Annotated in this window: 15 protein-coding genes; 5 read left to right on the top strand and 10 right to left on the bottom strand. The window is 69.8% G+C overall.

Translation table 11 applies throughout. The annotated features are described in order from the left end of the window. Nucleotides 1-13: 13 nt before the first annotated feature. From ACFYWJ_RS18670 to ACFYWJ_RS18645, 6 genes are read right to left on the bottom strand one after another with little or no spacing between them, the layout of a single operon-like run. Entirely contained in the window at nucleotides 14-778 is a 765-nt protein-coding gene (locus tag ACFYWJ_RS18670; protein ID WP_355275525.1) for an ABC transporter permease subunit, read from the bottom strand. Further along, the gene (locus ACFYWJ_RS18665; protein ID WP_355275527.1) at nucleotides 775-1599 is read right to left on the bottom strand and encodes an ABC transporter ATP-binding protein; all 825 of its coding nucleotides are present in this window, start codon (nucleotides 1597-1599) and stop codon (nucleotides 775-777) included. The genes ACFYWJ_RS18670 and ACFYWJ_RS18665 overlap by 4 nt, the downstream gene beginning before the upstream one ends. Nucleotides 1600-1630: 31 nt before the next feature. Further along, on the bottom strand, nucleotides 1631-2572 hold the full coding sequence (locus tag ACFYWJ_RS18660) for an ABC transporter permease subunit (RefSeq protein WP_355275529.1): 942 nt from the start codon (nucleotides 2570-2572) through the stop codon (nucleotides 1631-1633). Beyond that, entirely contained in the window at nucleotides 2569-3606 is a 1038-nt protein-coding gene (locus ACFYWJ_RS18655) for a TIGR03842 family LLM class F420-dependent oxidoreductase (RefSeq protein WP_355275531.1), read from the bottom strand. Before ACFYWJ_RS18655 ends, ACFYWJ_RS18660 begins: the two co-directional genes overlap by 4 nt. Before the next feature lie 26 nt (nucleotides 3607-3632). Next, the gene (hydA, locus tag ACFYWJ_RS18650) at nucleotides 3633-5051 is read right to left on the bottom strand and encodes a dihydropyrimidinase (RefSeq protein WP_387162377.1); all 1419 of its coding nucleotides are present in this window, start codon (nucleotides 5049-5051) and stop codon (nucleotides 3633-3635) included. Next, nucleotides 5051-5890: a nitrilase-related carbon-nitrogen hydrolase gene (locus ACFYWJ_RS18645; RefSeq protein ID WP_355275535.1), complete on the bottom strand. Its 840-nt coding sequence runs from the start codon at nucleotides 5888-5890 to the stop codon at nucleotides 5051-5053. The genes hydA and ACFYWJ_RS18645 overlap by 1 nt, the downstream gene beginning before the upstream one ends. Nucleotides 5891-6012: 122 nt before the next feature. Between ACFYWJ_RS18645 and ACFYWJ_RS18640 the strand changes: the two genes are divergently transcribed. Beyond that, a complete protein-coding gene (locus tag ACFYWJ_RS18640) occupies nucleotides 6013-7410 on the top strand; it encodes an aminotransferase class I/II-fold pyridoxal phosphate-dependent enzyme (RefSeq protein WP_355275537.1) in 1398 nt (465 codons plus the stop codon). Nucleotides 7411-7523: 113 nt separating this feature from the next. Then, a complete protein-coding gene (locus ACFYWJ_RS18635) occupies nucleotides 7524-8219 on the top strand; it encodes a peptidylprolyl isomerase (RefSeq protein ID WP_355275539.1) in 696 nt (231 codons plus the stop codon). 307 nt (nucleotides 8220-8526) lie between these two features. Here ACFYWJ_RS18635 and arc read toward each other — a convergent pair whose 3' ends face one another. Next, nucleotides 8527-10287, bottom strand: a complete 1761-nt coding sequence (gene arc, locus ACFYWJ_RS18630; protein WP_355275541.1) for a proteasome ATPase — start codon at nucleotides 10285-10287, stop codon at nucleotides 8527-8529. A 201-nt stretch (nucleotides 10288-10488) separates the two neighbouring features. Here arc and ACFYWJ_RS18625 point away from each other — a divergent pair, with 201 nt between their 5' ends. Both ACFYWJ_RS18625 and ACFYWJ_RS18620 read left to right on the top strand, forming a co-directional pair. Then, nucleotides 10489-11013 carry a hypothetical protein gene (locus ACFYWJ_RS18625; protein ID WP_355275542.1) on the top strand — a complete coding sequence of 175 codons (525 nt, stop codon included), beginning with the start codon at nucleotides 10489-10491 and terminating at the stop codon, nucleotides 11011-11013. A gap of 150 nt (nucleotides 11014-11163) precedes the next feature. Continuing rightward, complete coding sequence (locus ACFYWJ_RS18620) at nucleotides 11164-12714, top strand: acyl-CoA carboxylase subunit beta (protein WP_355275544.1); 1551 nt, start codon at nucleotides 11164-11166, stop codon at nucleotides 12712-12714. 5 nt (nucleotides 12715-12719) lie between these two features. On the opposite strand, the gene ACFYWJ_RS18615 is transcribed toward ACFYWJ_RS18620, so the two are convergent. From ACFYWJ_RS18615 to ACFYWJ_RS18605, 3 genes are all read right to left on the bottom strand, one after another. After that, entirely contained in the window at nucleotides 12720-13229 is a 510-nt protein-coding gene (locus ACFYWJ_RS18615) for a DUF4442 domain-containing protein (protein ID WP_355275545.1), read from the bottom strand. 124 nt (nucleotides 13230-13353) lie between these two features. Then, nucleotides 13354-14187 (bottom strand): tRNA (adenine-N1)-methyltransferase, encoded by an 834-nt coding sequence (locus ACFYWJ_RS18610; RefSeq protein WP_355275547.1) that lies wholly within the window; start codon nucleotides 14185-14187, stop codon nucleotides 13354-13356. 217 nt (nucleotides 14188-14404) lie between these two features. Beyond that, the gene (locus ACFYWJ_RS18605; protein WP_355275549.1) at nucleotides 14405-14728 is read right to left on the bottom strand and encodes a hypothetical protein; all 324 of its coding nucleotides are present in this window, start codon (nucleotides 14726-14728) and stop codon (nucleotides 14405-14407) included. A gap of 194 nt (nucleotides 14729-14922) precedes the next feature. Between ACFYWJ_RS18605 and ACFYWJ_RS18600 the strand changes: the two genes are divergently transcribed. Next, the gene (locus ACFYWJ_RS18600; RefSeq protein ID WP_355275551.1) at nucleotides 14923-15822 is read left to right on the top strand and encodes a PD-(D/E)XK nuclease family protein; all 900 of its coding nucleotides are present in this window, start codon (nucleotides 14923-14925) and stop codon (nucleotides 15820-15822) included. Nucleotides 15823-15838: the final 16 nt, after the last annotated feature.

The following is a 15838-nucleotide window of genomic DNA, read 5'->3' as shown; positions in this document are numbered from 1 at the left end:
GGATGGATCTCCCTCATCGGATCGTGGACAGCAGTGGGGTGCGGGGTCGGCGGGTGAGCTGTTCGAGGAGCAGGACGGCGGCGAGGAAGACCAGGCCGACGGCCATCGCGCCGACCACGTACGCCCAGGCCCGCGGATAGGCGGTATTGGCGGCGGCGGAGGTGATCCGGCTGCCGAGCCCGTTCTGCAGGCCGCCGAAGTATTCGGCGATGACGGCCGCGATGACCGCGCCGGGCGCGGCGATCCGCAGTCCGGTGAACAGGTGCGGCAGCGCGGCGGGCAGCCGCACGGTGCGGGTGATCTGCCAGTCGGTGGCGGCGTAGGAGGTCATCAGGTCGGCCTGCACCTTCGGCACCTGCCGCAGGCCGCGCGCGGTACTGACGAACACCGGGAAGAACACGACGATGGTGACGACGATCCGGCGGGGTGTCTCCGTGGTGGTCGAGTACATCGTGTTCAGCAGCGGCGCGAGCGCCACGATGGGCACGGCGGCCGCGGCGGCGGCCAGCGGGGTGAGCAGCCCGTCGACGATCCGGAACCGCACCGCGAGCACGGCCGCGGCGATCCCGAGCACCGTCCCGACCACGAACCCGACCAGCGCGTTGGCCCCGGTGGCCAGCGCGGCGTCCAGGATCCGGCCCGCGTTGTCGACGAACTGCTCGGCGATCGCGCTCGGCGCCGGCAGCAGGAACGACGGCACCCCCGCCGCGACGGTGAGCACCTGCCACAGCGCCAGCACGACGACACCCACCACGATCGGCGGCAGCCAGGTCCTCATGGCAGGTCCCGTCCGGCCACGGCCTGCTCCGTGTGCTCCCCGCGCAGCGCGGCACGCACGGCGGCCACCGCGGCGAAGAACTCCGCCGAGGACCGCACGTCGGCGTCGGTGTCGCGCCCCCACCCGCCGGTGGGCACGATGTCGCTGATCCGGCCGGGCCGCGCGGAGAGCACCACCACCCGGTCCGACAGGTACACCGCTTCGGGGATCGAGTGCGTCACGAACACCACCGCGGCGCCGGTCTCCCCCGCGATCCGCAGCAGCTCGCCCTGCATCCGCTCCCTGGTCATCTCGTCGAGCGCGCCGAACGGCTCGTCCATCAGCAGCAGCGCCGGAGTCCGGGCCAGGGCCCGCGCGATCGCGACGCGCTGCTGCATGCCGCCGGACAGCTCGGCCGGGTAGCGATCGGCGAACTCGGTGAGCCCCGCCATGGCGAGCAGTTCGGCGCTGCGGGCCCGGCGCTGCGCCTTGGGGACCCGGTGCAGTTCCAGCGGCAGTTCGACATTGGCGGCGACGGTGCGCCAGTCCAGCAGGCCCGCCTGCTGGAAGGCGATGCCGTAGTCCTGGTCGATCCTGGCCTGCCGGGCGGTCTTGCCGTGCACGGTCACGGTGCCGCCGGTCGGCGTCTCCAGATCGGCGATGATCCGCAGCAGGGTGGACTTGCCGCAGCCGGAAGGCCCGATGAGGGAGACGAATTCGCCCGGGGCGACGGTGAGGGAGACATCGGCGAGCGCGGTCACGGCACCGGCGGCGAAGGTCTTGCCGAGGTGGGTGAGTTCGACCGCCGGTGGCGGCGGGGCGCCGACTGCTGACGAGGTCATGCGATGCGTACTTCTTCCTGGACAACGAGAACTACGAGGAGGGATCGCCGGTGCCCGGCGGATGGTTGTAGCGGCGCACGGCCAGCTCGACGAGGCCGACCAGCCCCGTCAGCACCACCCCGAGCAGCGCCGCGGCGATGACCGCCGCGTAGAGCCGGGCGGCGTCGCCGGTGGCCTGCTGGGAGAACACGATGATCTGGCGGCCGATCCCGCCCGCGGTGCCGGTGGAGATCTCGGCGACGACCGCGCCGATCACGGCCGCGGCGGCGGCCAGCCGCAACGCGGGCATCAGCGACGGCACGGCGGCGGGAAAACGCAAGCGGGTCAGGGTCGCCCACCATCCCGCCGAACAGCTGCGCATCAGCTCCACCGAGGCCGCCGACGGCGCGTGCAGGCCGCGCAGCATGCCGATCGCGACCGGGAAGAACGCCAGGTAGGCGGCGATCACCACGATGCTCATCCACGGCCGCCACGGCTGCCCGCCGATGGCGAGCTTGCCGCCCCACGCGGCCACCAGCGGGGCCAGCGCGATCAGCGGAACGGTTTGCGAGAGCACGACATACGGCAGGATGCCGCGTTCGAGCGGGCCGAACCGCTGCATCGCGACCGCGAGCGCGATGCCGATCACCGTGCCGAGCAGCAGCGCGAGCAGGGCGAGCGTCAGGGTGAATCCGGCGGTGCGCAGCAGCGTCGTGCCGACGGTGCCGGTGCCGTCGGCCTCGCCGAGCACGGTCACCACCGACCACACGTGCGGCAGCGCGGCGTCGCCGGTGCGCGGCAGCACCCGCACTCCGCCGATGCGCACGCCGTCGGCCGGGACGAGCAGCTTCACCAGTTCCCAGATCACCGCGACCGACACGAACGCGGCGACCGCGTAGCCGATGCGCGCCGCGCGGGCCCGGTGCGCCGAGCGGGGCCGCAGCGGCGCGGGCGCGAGCACCGTCACCGGCGGTTCCGGCGCCACCGCGGTCATCCGGCGTCCCTGGTGGCTGTGACCGGCAGGTGCAGCCGGGGCAGCACCTGCTCGCCGTAGGCCTCGAGGGTGGCCGTCTTGGCGTCGTGCTGCAGGTAGACGGCGAACTGGTCGACGCCGAGCCGCTCCAGCTCCCACAGCCGTTCCAGCTGCTCGTCGGGCGTGCCGAGCAGGCAGAACCGGTCGACGATCTCGTCGGGCACGAACTCCGCGTGCGTATTGCCCGCCCGTCCGTGCTCGTTGTAGTCGTAGCCCTGCCTGCCCGCGATGTAGTCGGTGAGCGCGGCCGGGATATCGCCGCCCGCACCGTATCTCGCGACGATGTCGGCGACGTGGTTGCCGACCATGCCGCCGAACCAGCGACACTGCTCCCTGGCGTGGTCGAGCCCGGCCGGGGTCCCGTCGGTGACGTAGGCGGGTGCGGCGACGCAGATCGTGACCGAGCGGGGATCGCGGCCGGCGGCCTCGGCGGCGGCGCGCACCTTGGCGATGGTCCACGCGGTGATGTCGGGGTCGGCGAGCTGCAGGATGAAGCCGTCGGCCACCTGACCGGTCAATTCGAGGGCTTTGGGCCCGTACCCTGCCACCCACACCTCCAGCCGGGAGTCCGCGGCCCACGGGAACCGCACCTCGGTGTCGCCGACCCGGGCGGTGCGCCCGTTGGCGAGTTCGCGGATCACCTCTACCGAATTCCGCAGCGTCGCCAGGGTGGTCGGCTTGCCGCCGAGGGTGCGCACCGCCGAATCACCGCGCCCGATGCCGCAGATGGTGCGGTTGCCGAACATCTCGTTGAGCGTGGCGAAGGTCGACGCGGTGACCGTCTGGTCCCTGGTCGCCGGGTTGGTGACCATGGGACCGACGATCACCTTGCGGGTGGCGGCCAGGATCTGGCTGTAGATCACGTACGGCTCCTGCCACAGCAGGTGCGAGTCGAACGTCCAGACATGCGAGAACCCGTGTGTCTCGGCCACTCTGGCCAGCTCGATCACCCGCGACGCGGGTGGGGTGCACTGCAGGACGACACCGATGTCCATGGCACTCTCCGTTCGGATAGGGGTTCTTACAGGAGGTTCTGCGACAGCCCGCGCCGCACGAAACGGCCGTGCCCGGCGCGGCCGTGATAGGCGCCGCCGTCGACGATCACCCGGCCACGGGACAGGACGGTGTCGACGTGGCCGTCGATCTCGAAGCCCTCCCAGGCCGAGTGGTCCATGTTCATGTGATGGGTCTTGCCCAGGCCGATGCTGGTGTGCCCGTTCGGGTCGTAGATCACCACGTCGGCGTCGGCGCCCGGACTGATCACCCCCTTGCGCGGGTACATCCCGAACATCCGGGCCGGCGCGGTGCAGCAGACCTCCAGCCAGCGTTCCAGCGAGATCCGCCCGTCCTTGACGCCCTGGAACAGCAGGTCCATCCGATGCTCGACGCCACCGATCCCGTTGGGGATCTTGCTGAAATCGCCGACGCCGAGTTCCTTCTGGTCCTTCATGCAGAACGGGCAGTGGTCGGTGCTGACCGCGGTGACGTCACCGGTGCGGATGTAGCGCCACAGTTCGTCCTGATGGCCCTCGGCCCGCGACCGCAGCGGGGTCGAGCAGACCCACTTGGCGCCCTCGAAACCCGGTGCGCCCAGCTGTTCTTCGAGCGAGAGGTACAGGTACTGCGGACAGGTCTCGGCGAAGACGTTGCGGCCCGCGTCGCGCGCGGCGACGATCTGTTCCATCGCCTGCTTGGCCGAGACGTGCACCACGTACAGCGGCGCGCCGGTCAGCTGCGCCAGCATGATCGCCCGGTGGGTCGCCTCCTCCTCCATCTCCCACGGCCTGCTGGTCCCGTGGAAGTACGGCGCGGTGTCGCCGCGGGCCAGCGCCTGCTCCACCAGCACGTCGATGGCGATGCCGTTCTCGGCGTGCATCATCAGCAACGCGCCGAGGTCACCCGCGGTCTGCATGGCCCGCAGGATCTGCCCGTCGGTGGAGTAGAAGACGCCCGGATAGGCCATGAACAGCTTGAAGCTGGTGACGCCCTCGGCGACGAGTTCGCTCATCCCCTTGAGGGATTCGTCGTTGACGTCACCGATGATCTGGTGGAAGCCGTAGTCCACGGCGCAGTTGCCCGCCGCCTTCTCGTGCCATTCGGCCAGGGTGTCCTGCACCCGCTGCCCCGGCTTCTGCACCGCGAAATCGACGATGGTGGTGGTGCCGCCCCAGGCCGCGGCCCTCGTGCCGGTCTCGAAGGTGTCGCTGGCCTCGGTGCCGCCGAACGGCAGCTGCATATGGGTGTGGCCGTCGACGCCGCCGGGGATCACGTACTTGCCGGTCGCGTCGATGACGGTGGCGGCGGTGGCGGCCAGATCGGACCCGAGCGCGGTCGAGCCCGGATGCAGCACCGCGACGATGGTCTCGTCCTCGATCAGCACGTCGAGCAGCTGGGACCCGGTGGCGCTCACCACCGTCCCGCCGTGGATGAAGGTGCGCATCACGGCTCCACCAGCGATCCGTAGGCGTCGGGTCTGCGGTCGCGATAGAAGGCCCACCGATCGCGCACCACCTTGATCAGGTCCATGTCGAGATCACGGACGACCAATTCCGGCGCGGTGTCGGAGGCGACCTCGCCGACGAATTTCCCCTCGGGGTCGACGAAATAGCTCGTGCCGTAGAAATCGTCGTCGCCGTATTCGGCTTCGATCCCGACCCGGTTGATCGCGCCGATGTAATACTCGTTGGCCACCGCGGAGGCCGGCTGTTCGAGCTTCCACAGATAACTCGACAGTCCGCGCGAGGTCGCCGACGGGTTGAACACGATTTCCGCGCCCGCGAGTCCGAGCGCCCGCCACCCCTCCGGGAAATGGCGGTCGTAACAGATGTAGACCCCCACCTTGCCGACCGCGGTGTCGAACACCGGCCAGCCCAGATTGCCCGGCCGGAAGTAGAACTTCTCCCAGAATCCGCGCACCTGCGGAATGTGGTGTTTGCGGTATTTGCCCAGGTAACTACCGTCGGCGTCGATCACCGCCGCGGTGTTGTACAGCACGCCCGGCTGCTCTTGCTCGTACACCGGCAGCACCATCACCAGATTCAGTTCGGCGGCCAGGGCGGCGAACCGCTCGGTCGTCGGGCCGGGCACCGATTCGGCGTAGTCGTAGAACTTCGGGTCCTGCTGCTGGCAGAAATACGGTCCGTAGAACAACTCCTGGAAGCAGATCACCTGCGCGCCCTGCGCCGCCGCCTGCCGGGCGTAGTCCTCGTGGGCCTTGATCATGGATTCTTTGTCGCCGGTCCAGGTGGTCTGGACCAGGGCCGCTCTGACGATTCCCATGCTTTGTTATATTGCCCCCTCCGACGATCGCATTGTGTTACATCTGCGCGGAAACAGTTTCGTTGTCGTAAAACCTGGCGGTGTACCGGGGATAGGGTTTGTTACGGCCGCAGAATGGGGCCATGACCGACGTCTCGCCGACCGTGCTGCCCGCGGACTTCGCCGGGGACCTCGACGAGCGCAGCGCCGCCGGGATCGCCGCCGCCGTCGGCCGCCGGATCCGTTCCGGCGCACTGGCTCCCGGGACCCGGCTGCCGACCGTGCGCGAGGTCGCGCGGGAGCTGCGGGTCTCCCCCGCCACCGTCAATCAGGCGTGGCGAGCGCTGGCGGCCACCGGCGCGATCATCGCCAGGGGGCGGGCGGGCACCTTCGTCGGAGAGCTGCCCGCGGAGCCCGCCGGGCGCTACCAGCGGCTGCATTCGCCCTCCGACAACGCCTTTCGCGTCGATCTGTCCCGCGGCACCCCCGATCCGGCGCTGCTGCCCGACCTGGCCGCCGCGCTGCACGCCCTGTCCCGCGACACCGCGCCGGGCGATCTGTCGGCGCACTATCTCGGTGAGGCGGTGCTGCCCGCCCTCGCCGCGACGCTGCGGGCCGACTGGCCGTGGCCCTGCGAGCGGCTGGCCGTACTCGACGGCGCGCTCGACGCGGTCGACCGGCTGCTCGCCGCGCATGTCCGCTTCGGCGACCCGGTCATCGTGGAAGACCCCTGCTTTCCGCCGTTCCTCGATCTGCTGACCCGCCTCGGCGCCCGGCCGATCGCCGTGCGCCTCGACGAATCCGGTTTCCGCCCCGAGGAATTCGCGCGCGCCTTCGACGGCCCCGCGCCCAGGGCGGTGATCCTGCAACCACGCGCGCACAACCCCACCGGCGCCTCGCTCGACGCCGCCCGGGTCCGCGCGCTCGCGGCGCTGCTGGCCCCGCACCCCGCCCTGATCATCGAGGACGACCACTCCGCCGGCATCGCGACCAGTCCGCTGCGCTCGCTCGCCGCCCGCTTCCCCGACCGCGGCGTCTACATCCGCTCGTACTCCAAATCCCATGGCGCCGACCTGCGCCTCGCCGTGGCGGGCGGCCCCGCGGCGCTGCTTGACCCGGTGGTCGAGCGCCGCATGCTCGGCCCCGGTTGGTCCAGCCGCCTGCTCCAGCGCGTGCTGCTCACCATGCTGCACGACGCGGACGCCCGCGCCACCGTCACCCGCGCCCGCCGCGAGTACCGGCGCCGCGCCACCGCCCTGCGCCGCGCCCTGGCCGCCCACGGCGTCACCGTCACGCCCGGCGACGGCATCAACCTCTGGCTCCCCGTCCACGACGAGAACGCCGCCATGATCAGCCTCGCCGCCGCCGGCATCAAAGCCGCGCCCGGCGGCCCCTTCGAGGTCACCGCCCGCCCACCCACCGACCACCTCCGCCTCACCCTCGGCGCCCTGTCGTCCGCCGCCGATCTCCCCTGGCTGGCCGCCGAACTCGCCGCCGCCTCCACGGCCACCCCCACCTACCGCCGCATCCGCCGACCCTGACCACCCGACCGCGCCGAGCGAGTTCGGTGGTCCGCTCCCACAGCACGGCCGCGACTGGCAGGATGCGCGGTACATCGTCCGGCAGCACCCCATTCCGAGGAGACACCGTCCAGGTGAGCAGTCATTCGCAGGACCGTTCCGTCGTCGGCACCACCCGGCGAGCCGCCTTCGGCCTCGGCGCCGTCGTGGCAGCAGTGGTGGCGATCGCCCCCGTCGCCCAGGCCGTGCCCGCCCATCAGGGTTTCGTCCCCGGCTGCGCCCTGCTGGCCGCGCCCGGCGCGCCGAACGGCAAACAGTGGACCGCCGAACCCGCCCTCACGATCGACCCGGCGGCCGCCTACACCGCGACGCTCGACACCACCTGCGGCACCATCTCGATCGCACTCGACGCCGCCGCGGCGCCGCGCACGGTGAACTCCTTCGCGTTCCTGGCGAACGAGGGCTACTTCGACCACACCCGCTGTCACCGGCTGACCACCCAGGGCATCTACGTCCTGCAGTGCGGCGATCCCACCGCGACCGGCATGGGCGGCCCCGGCTACAAGTTCGGCGACGAGAACCTGGCCGGCGCGGTCTACCCGGCGGGCACCGTGGCCATGGCCAACGCGGGGCCCGGCACCAACGGCAGCCAGTTCTTCCTGGTCTACCGCGACACCCAGCTGCCGCCGAACTACACCCCGTTCGGCCGGATCACCGCGGGGATGGACGCGCTGAACACCATCGCGAACGCCGGCGTCGCCGGTGGCGGGGCCGACGGCACCCCGGTGGCCGATGTGGTGTTCAACGCGGTGACCACCGCACAGGGCTGATCAACGACCGAGGGCCGCGTCTCCGGGAGTGGGAGACGCGGCCCTCGTCGGACGGCTGTGATCAGCCGGCGCTGATCGAGCTGAACAGGTTCTGAATGGTCTGCAGGATGATCTCGGTCAGCAGATCAGCGGCGGAACCGGCCATGACAACACTCCTCGTTTACGGGTCCTCATCAGGTGTAACGAACATCTGAAGCGTGCCCTATCCACTCTGTGTCGCGTGGCGTTTTCGTGAAAAAAACTCACACTGTCCCGGTACGCGGGAAGGCCGCGCTCCCGAGGGAACGCGGCCTTCCGCTGATCGGCCCTACAGGTACTGACCGGTGTTCGACTCGGTGTCGATCGCGCGGCTGGCCGAGGCGTTCTTGCCGGTGACCAGCGTACGGATGTAGACGATCCGCTCGCCCTTCTTGCCCGAGATCCGAGCCCAGTCGTCCGGGTTGGTCGTGTTGGGCAGGTCCTCGTTCTCGGCGAACTCGTCGACGATCGAGTCGAAGAGGTGCTGAATCCGCAGACCCGGGTTGCCGGTGTCGAGCACGGCCTTGATCGCGTACTTCTTCGCCCGGTCGACGATGTTCTGGATCATCGCGCCCGAGTTGAAGTCCTTGAAGTACAGGACCTCCTTGTCACCGTTGGCGTAGGTGACCTCCAGGAACCGGTTGTCGTCGCTCTCGGCGTACATCCGCTCGACGACCTTCTCGATCATCGCCTCCACGCACGCGGCCTTGTCGCCGTCGAACTCGCGCAGATCGCTCTCGTGCAGCGGCAGCGTCTCGGTGAGGTACTTGGAGAAGATGTCCTGCGCCGACTCCGCGTCCGGCCGCTCGATCTTGATCTTCACGTCCAGGCGGCCCGGCCGCAGGATCGCGGGGTCGATCATGTCCTCGCGGTTGGACGCGCCGATCACGATGACGTTCTCGAGACCCTCGACACCGTCGATCTCCGAGAGCAGCTGCGGCACCACGGTGGTCTCCACATCGGAGGAGACACCCGAACCACGGGTCCGGAAGATCGAGTCCATCTCGTCGAAGAACACGATCACCGGGGTGCCCTCGGAGGCCTTCTCCCGCGCCCGCTGGAAGATGATCCGGATGTGGCGCTCGGTCTCACCGACGAACTTGTTGAGCAGCTCGGGGCCCTTGATGTTGAGGAAGAAGGACTTGGCCTCCTTGGCGTCCTCACCACGGGCTTCGGCGATCTTCTTGGCGAGCGAGTTGGCAACGGCCTTGGCGATCAACGTCTTACCGCACCCGGGCGGACCGTAGAGCAGCACACCCTTGGGCGGGCGCAGCGCGTACTCACGGAACAGATCCTTGTGCAGGAAGGGCAGTTCCACCGCGTCGCGGATCTGCTCGATCTGCCTGCCGAGGCCACCGATGTCGGTGTAGTCGACGTCGGGAACCTCTTCCAGCACAAGGTCTTCGACCTCGGCTTTGGGCACCCGCTCGAAGGCGAAGCCGGCCTTGGTGTCGACCAGCAGCGAATCACCGGGGCGCAGTTTGCGAATCGGGGAATCCGGGTCGTCGACGTCGTCGTACTCGGCGATCTTGGACAGCGGGCCGGACAGCCAGACCACGCGCTCCTCGTCGGCGTGGCCGACCACCAGGGCCCGCCTGCCGTCGTCGAGAATCTCGCGCAGCGTGCCGATTTCGCCGATGGCGTCGAAGTTCCCGGCCTCCACGACCGTGAGCGCTTCGTTGAGGCGCACGGTCTGGCCGTATTCGAGCGTCGCGACGTCGATGTTGGGCGAGCAGGTGAGGCGCATCTTGCGACCGGAGGTGAAGACGTCGACCGTCTGATCCTCGTAGGTGTGGATGACGATGCCGTAGCCGCTCGGCGGCTGACCCAGGCGATCGACTTCCTCACGCAGGGCGATCAGTTGCTGGCGCGCTTCCTTGAGCGTGTCCATCAACTTGCCGTTGCGGATGGTCAGCGAATCGATCCGTGCTTCCAATTCGCGTGCGCGATCCGGCGAGTCGGCGAGTTGTCTGCGAAGAGCAGCCGCCTCGGCGCGTACCGCCTCGAGCTCTCGCCAGGCCGCCGAATCCGAATTCTCGTTGGGGCTCATGATGCTGCTCCTCCCAGTCCCGGTCTTTCAACGCTACCGGGCGCGGTCCGTTCTCGCTTTCCGACATGGTTTCGTCGTGATCACATCTTGTACGGCAGGTACGACATCGGCCGCCGAATTCTGCGTGTTAGGCTCCCCTAACACTCCGATCCCGGGCAGCAGGCGAGTGCCCTCGCCCATCGAGCCGAAAGGTTGCCGAGCATGCTCCTTCCTACCCGCACGATCCGTGTCACCGTCGCTACCGCCGCTGCGGCGCTCGCCGTCACCGTCGGACTGACCGGTTGCGGCGGCTCCGACGATTCCTCGACGAAGGCCACCAGCAGCAGTACCAGTATCGCGGCCGCTCCGTCCAGCATTTCGGCAACTCCGTCCGGTGACAACGCCGCCGCCCCCACCGCCGATTCCCTGAAGGCGACGCTGATCAAGTTCTCGGATCCGGCGCTGTCCACCGACGAGAAGGCGAAGCTGATCGTCAACGGCGACGCGCGCAAGTCCAACATCGACCAGATGAACGGCATGCTCGCCGGCTACACCCTCACCTTCGCCGTCGACAACGTCGTGACCAGCGGAAACACCGCGACCGCCGATGTGACCATCACCTCGCCGCACGGCACGGCCCCGGCCTTCCCGGTCACCTGGGAGCAGGTCGACGGCACCTGGAAGATCTCCGACGCCAGCGGCTGCCTGCTGCTCGGCTTCGCCCAGGCCCCCTGCACGCCCGCCTGACGCCCGTCACGGCCCCGCGCTGTCCGGGTATCCAGCCGGGGCCGTTCGCTCGCTGTGAACTGCACAGAGAACCCGCGGTAGCCGGTTCCCGGTGACCTCCGTCCCTAGCGTGTCGCGAGACATGACCGTGTGGGCGAAGGGCTGGATGCGATGCCGGGTACGCGAGAGAAGCTGGAACGACTGCGGGAGTCGCTGGCGCAGGCCGCCGAACCCGCGGGCGCGGGCGGGGTCGCCAAGCGCGCCGCCAAGGGCATCCCGAGCGTCCGCGAACGGGTGCGTTCGCTGCTGGACCCCGGCAGCTTCCTCGAGATCGGCGCGCTGGCCCGCCAGCCGGGCAACCCGAACGCCCTCTACGGCGACGGGGTGGTCACCGGGCGCGGCCTGATCGACGGCAGGCCGGTGGTGGTCGTCGCCCACGATCAGACCGTGTACGGCGGCACGGCGGGCGAGGTGTTCGGCCGCAAGGTCGAGAACGCGCTGCGGTTCGCCTTCGACAAGGCCTGCCCGGTGGTCGCGATCAACGACTCCGGCGGCGCGCGGATCCAGGACGCGGTCGCCTCGCTGGCCTGGTTCGCCAAGATGAGCAGGCGCCAGGAGCGGCTGTCGGGGTTCGTGCCGCAGGTGTCGATCATGCTCGGCAAGTGCGCGGCGGGCGCGGTCTACGGGCCGGTCAACACCGATGTGCTCGTCGCCACCGAGAACTCCTACATGTTCGTCACCGGGCCCGAGGTGATCAAGGCGGTCACCGGCGAGGACGTCAGCATGGAGGAGCTCGGCGGCGCGCACAACCAGGTCCGCAACGGCACGATCCATCACGTCAGCGCCACCGAGCAGGAGGCCTTCGCCTGGGCCAGAGCGTATTTGAGCTTCCTGCCGTCGAGCTGCCTGGAGCAGCCGCCGATCGTCAATCCCGGGCTGGAGCCCGAGACCACCGTCAGCGACCGGGAACTCGACGCGATCATCCCCGACTCGGATCGCGAAGGCTACGACATGCACGAGATCCTGCTGCGGATCTTCGACGACGGCGACTTCCACGAGATCCGTTCGGGCACCGCCCAGAACCTGATCACCGGCTTCGCCAGGGTCGACGGCAGGCCGATCGGGGTCGTCGCCAATCAGCCGCTCGTCCTCGGCGGGGCGATCGACGCCAGATGCTCCGACAAGGCGACCCATTTCATCCGCCTGTGCAACGCGTTCGGGCTACCGTTGGTGTTCGTCGCCGACACGCCCGGCGTGCTGCCCGGCGTCGAGGAGGAACGCAACGGGGTGATCGTGCGTGGCGGGCGGGTCTTCCGCGCCATCATCGAGGCGACGGTGCCGATCGTCAATCTCGTCGTGCGCAAATCCTATGGCGGCGCCTACGGATTCATGGCCTGCAAGCAGATCGGCGCCGATGTCAGCTTCGCCTGGCCGACCGCGCGCATCGCGGTGATCGGCGCCGAGAGCGCGGTCGACCTGATCGGCCGCAAGCAACTCCAGCAGGTCCCCGAGGAGCAGCGCGCGACCGTCCGCGACGCCATGATCGACCACTACAACGCCACCGTCGCCACCCCGTGGGTGGCTGCCGAACGGGGCTATATCGACGCGGTCATCGAGCCGTCGCAGACCCGCCTCGAGATCCGGCACGCGCTGCGTCTGCTCCGGGAGAAGGAGCAGTCCGCGGAACCGAATCCGCGCAAGCACAGCCTGTTCCCGGTCTGAACCGCTCAGTCCGGCAGCCGCCGGACGTAGAGCTGCTGCGCGGCGCGGGCGACGAGGGTGCCGTTCGCGTCGACGATCTCGGCACTGTGCTCGGTGATCGATTTCGCGCCCGCCGCGGTCGCCTCGCGGATCTCGGCGACCTGGTCGCGCGAGAGCCCCATGGTGGCGGTGACGGTGCCGCGGCCGGGACGGAGGAATTCGATGGACCCGGTGATGTTCCAGATCCGGTAGCCGCGCCCGAGCTGGCCGTAGGCCATGATCGCGAAGAACGGGTCGGTCATCGAGTACAGGGTGCCGCCGAACGCGGCCCGGTTCGGGCTGTTGCGGTTCCACGGCCGGACCCGATAGTCGACGCGGACCGACGTCCAGTCGGCGGCAATGTGTTTCACCCGCACCCCGCCGAACAGGTAGGGCGGGAAGACGTTGAACACCGCGCGATACAGACGCGGGGAATCGCCGGGATACAGCATCCCGGCGGACGGGTCCTTCGTCGCGTACGGTTCGGTACTCGGCATGGGTTCCCTCCCTGACCCGGCCGCCGGGCCGGGTTCCGTGCCGCTCCCCGGGGAGCGGCTCACGATGTGGGCACGCGCGCGCCCACCTCGAAAGCTGCCCCGGATCCGGGGAGCCGAAACCTCGTCAGCCCTTCGACGGCCGCCGCTGCGGCTTGGGGGTGACCGTACCCTCGGCGAGGCGGCGCGCGCTCACCAGGAAGGCGGTGTGCCCCTGCATGCGGTGCTCGGGCCGCACGGCCAGTCCGACGACGTGCCAGCCACGCACCATCGACTCCCACGAGCGCGGTTCGGTCCAGCACTCCTGCTCGCGCAGCGCCTCGACGACCTTCGACAGCTGGGTCACCGTGGCGACGTAGACGACCAGCACACCGCCGGGGACCAGCGCCTTGGACACCGCGGGCAGCGCGTCCCAGGGGGCGAGCATGTCCAGGACCACCCGGTCGACCTGCTCACCTTCGTACTGGGCGACGTCGGCGACGGTCAGCGACCAGTTCGCCGGGCGCTCGCCGAAGAAGGTCTCGACATTGCGGATGGCGTGCTCGGCGTGATCGTCGCGGATCTCGTAGGAGATCACCTCGCCCTCGGGGCCGACCGCGCGCAGCAGCGAGCAGGTCAGCGCGCCGGAGCCGGCCCCCGCCTCGAGCACCCGCGCGCCGGGGAACACATCGCCCTCGTGGACGATCTGCGCCGCGTCCTTCGGGTAGATGACGGCCGCGCCGCGCGGCATCGACAGCACGTAGTCGACCAGCAGGGGGCGCAACGCCAGGTAGGGGGTGCCGTTGGTGGACTTCACGACGGTGCCCTCGTCGGTCCCGATGAGGTCGTCGTGCTTGATGCCGCCGCGGTGGGTGTGGAACTCCTTCCCCTCCTCCAGCACCACCGTGTAGAGGCGCCCCTTGGCATCGGTCAGCTGCACCCGGTCCCCGATGGTGAATGGACCGGTCCGTCTGGCCGTCATGTATCTCCGTTCTTCGAGTGAAGCCTCCAGCCTGCCAGGTCGGCGCGATCACCCACCGAACGGGGTGACACCGGGCGCTACTTCGCGGCCGCCAGCACCCGCTGCTGGTCACGGGCACCGGTGTGCGCGGCGTCCTGGGTCTTCGCCCAGACCTCGGCGACGTGGCGTCCGCTGGTCACCAGACAGACCCAGGCATCGGCGTGCTCCCCGCCGTCGGTCAGACGGTGCTGCCCTTGGTGGCCAGCGCGCCGACTCCCACCGTGCGGTACAGCGTCACCGCGGCCTGCTGGTCCTCGGCGAACAGCAGCGCGGCATGCTGCCGGTAGGCCCCGCGGCCGCTGCCGCTGTCACCGATCGACAACGCGAAGATCCCGTCCGGGTCGTACGGCAGCCGGGCGAGCTCGGCCTCGGGTGTCGCGGTGAACGAATCCAGCAGTGGCCGTTGCCGTTCCAGCGCCCGCGTGATGGTCGCCGCGTGCTCGGGCTGCGCACCGCCCATCACCCTGGTGAAAGCGCAGGACACCGTGGACGGGCCACTCACTGTCGGTCAGGGTGTTGCCACCGTTGGATCGCTCGCTGACGAAGCCCGCCAGCAACCCGTTGTCGTCGGCGACCTCGGCGATCGCATTGTGGTGCCCGGCGGAGATCTTCAACCGCGCCGAGGTGAGGACGTCGGAGCTACCGTGGCGCAGGTAGCGCGGGTCGATGTCGGTGGGTGCCGATACCCTGCGAAGTATGTCAGTGCCCGTGTCCGCGTCCCTCGCCGACGACACCGCCGACGGTCCGGCCCAGCGGTCGCGGCCGGCGCTGTCGCCTTCGCGGGCAAGCGATTTCAAGCAGTGCCCGCTCAAGTACCGGTTGCGGGCGATCGATCGGGTGCCGGAGCCGCCGACCCGGGCCGCGGTGCGGGGCACGGTGGTGCACGCGGTGCTCGAGGATTTGTTCGGGCTGCCCGCCGCCGAGCGGCACCCGGAGCGCGCGGCCGAGCTGGTGCCCGGCGCCTGGGATCGGGTGCGGGCCGACCGGGACGGGATCGACGAACTGGTCGCCGAGGGCGGACCCGAGGCGCTGTTCGCGGAGGTGCGGCGGCTGGTCGAGAGCTACTACGAGCTCGAGGATCCGACCCGGTTCGAGCCGGACTCGCGGGAGGAGCGGGTGGAGGTCGAGCTGGCCGGTGACATTCCGCTGCGCGGGTTCGTCGACCGGATCGACATCGCGCCCAACGGCCTGCTGCGGGTGGTCGACTACAAGACCGGGCGCGCCCCCGGCCCGCTGCACGAGGCCAGGGCGCTGTTCCAGCTCAAGTTCTACGCGCTGATGATCCTGCGCACCCGCGATATCGTGCCCGCCCAGCTGCGGCTGATCTACCTGGCCGACAAGGTGCTGCTCACCTACTCCCCCGACCGCGACGAGCTGGACCGCTTCGAACGGATCCTGACCGCGCTGTGGCAGGCGATCCTGGAGGCGGGCCGCACCGGCGATTTCCCGCCCAGCCGCTCCGCGATGTGCCGGTTCTGCGACTTCCAGCACCTCTGCCCGGAGTTCGGTGGCACCCCGCCGCCGTATCCGGGCTGGCCGCGGCAAGCGCCGGTCGAGCTGGGACTGCCCGACGCGCGCCCCGCCGAGGACGTCTGAGCCGTCGCCAGTCCGG

This window comes from Nocardia sp. NPDC003269, assembly GCF_042888005.1.
Taxonomy (GTDB): Bacteria; Actinomycetota; Actinomycetes; order Mycobacteriales; family Mycobacteriaceae; genus Nocardia.
The sequence above is the reverse complement of the archived record's forward strand: the minus strand, read 5'-3'. Positions and strand labels throughout refer to the sequence as shown.

What these genes read in the sequence shown, in the direction of transcription:
- ACFYWJ_RS18670 (WP_355275525.1), bottom strand. Translation starts at nt 778, where the DNA reads ATGAGGACCTGGCTGCCGCCGATCGTGGTGGGTGTCGTCGTGCTGGCG.
- ACFYWJ_RS18665 (WP_355275527.1), bottom strand. Translation starts at nt 1,599, where the DNA reads ATGACCTCGTCAGCAGTCGGCGCCCCGCCGCCACCGGCGGTCGAACTC.
- ACFYWJ_RS18660 (WP_355275529.1), bottom strand. Translation starts at nt 2,572, where the DNA reads ATGACCGCGGTGGCGCCGGAACCGCCGGTGACGGTGCTCGCGCCCGCG.
- ACFYWJ_RS18655 (WP_355275531.1), bottom strand. Translation starts at nt 3,606, where the DNA reads ATGGACATCGGTGTCGTCCTGCAGTGCACCCCACCCGCGTCGCGGGTG.
- hydA (WP_387162377.1), bottom strand. Translation starts at nt 5,051, where the DNA reads ATGCGCACCTTCATCCACGGCGGGACGGTGGTGAGCGCCACCGGGTCC.
- ACFYWJ_RS18645 (WP_355275535.1), bottom strand. Translation starts at nt 5,890, where the DNA reads ATGGGAATCGTCAGAGCGGCCCTGGTCCAGACCACCTGGACCGGCGAC.
- ACFYWJ_RS18640 (WP_355275537.1), top strand. Translation starts at nt 6,013, where the DNA reads ATGACCGACGTCTCGCCGACCGTGCTGCCCGCGGACTTCGCCGGGGAC.
- arc (WP_355275541.1), bottom strand. Translation starts at nt 10,287, where the DNA reads ATGAGCCCCAACGAGAATTCGGATTCGGCGGCCTGGCGAGAGCTCGAG.
- ACFYWJ_RS18625 (WP_355275542.1), top strand. Translation starts at nt 10,489, where the DNA reads ATGCTCCTTCCTACCCGCACGATCCGTGTCACCGTCGCTACCGCCGCT.
- ACFYWJ_RS18620 (WP_355275544.1), top strand. Translation starts at nt 11,164, where the DNA reads ATGCCGGGTACGCGAGAGAAGCTGGAACGACTGCGGGAGTCGCTGGCG.
- ACFYWJ_RS18615 (WP_355275545.1), bottom strand. Translation starts at nt 13,229, where the DNA reads ATGCCGAGTACCGAACCGTACGCGACGAAGGACCCGTCCGCCGGGATG.
- ACFYWJ_RS18610 (WP_355275547.1), bottom strand. Translation starts at nt 14,187, where the DNA reads ATGACGGCCAGACGGACCGGTCCATTCACCATCGGGGACCGGGTGCAG.
- ACFYWJ_RS18600 (WP_355275551.1), top strand. Translation starts at nt 14,923, where the DNA reads ATGTCAGTGCCCGTGTCCGCGTCCCTCGCCGACGACACCGCCGACGGT.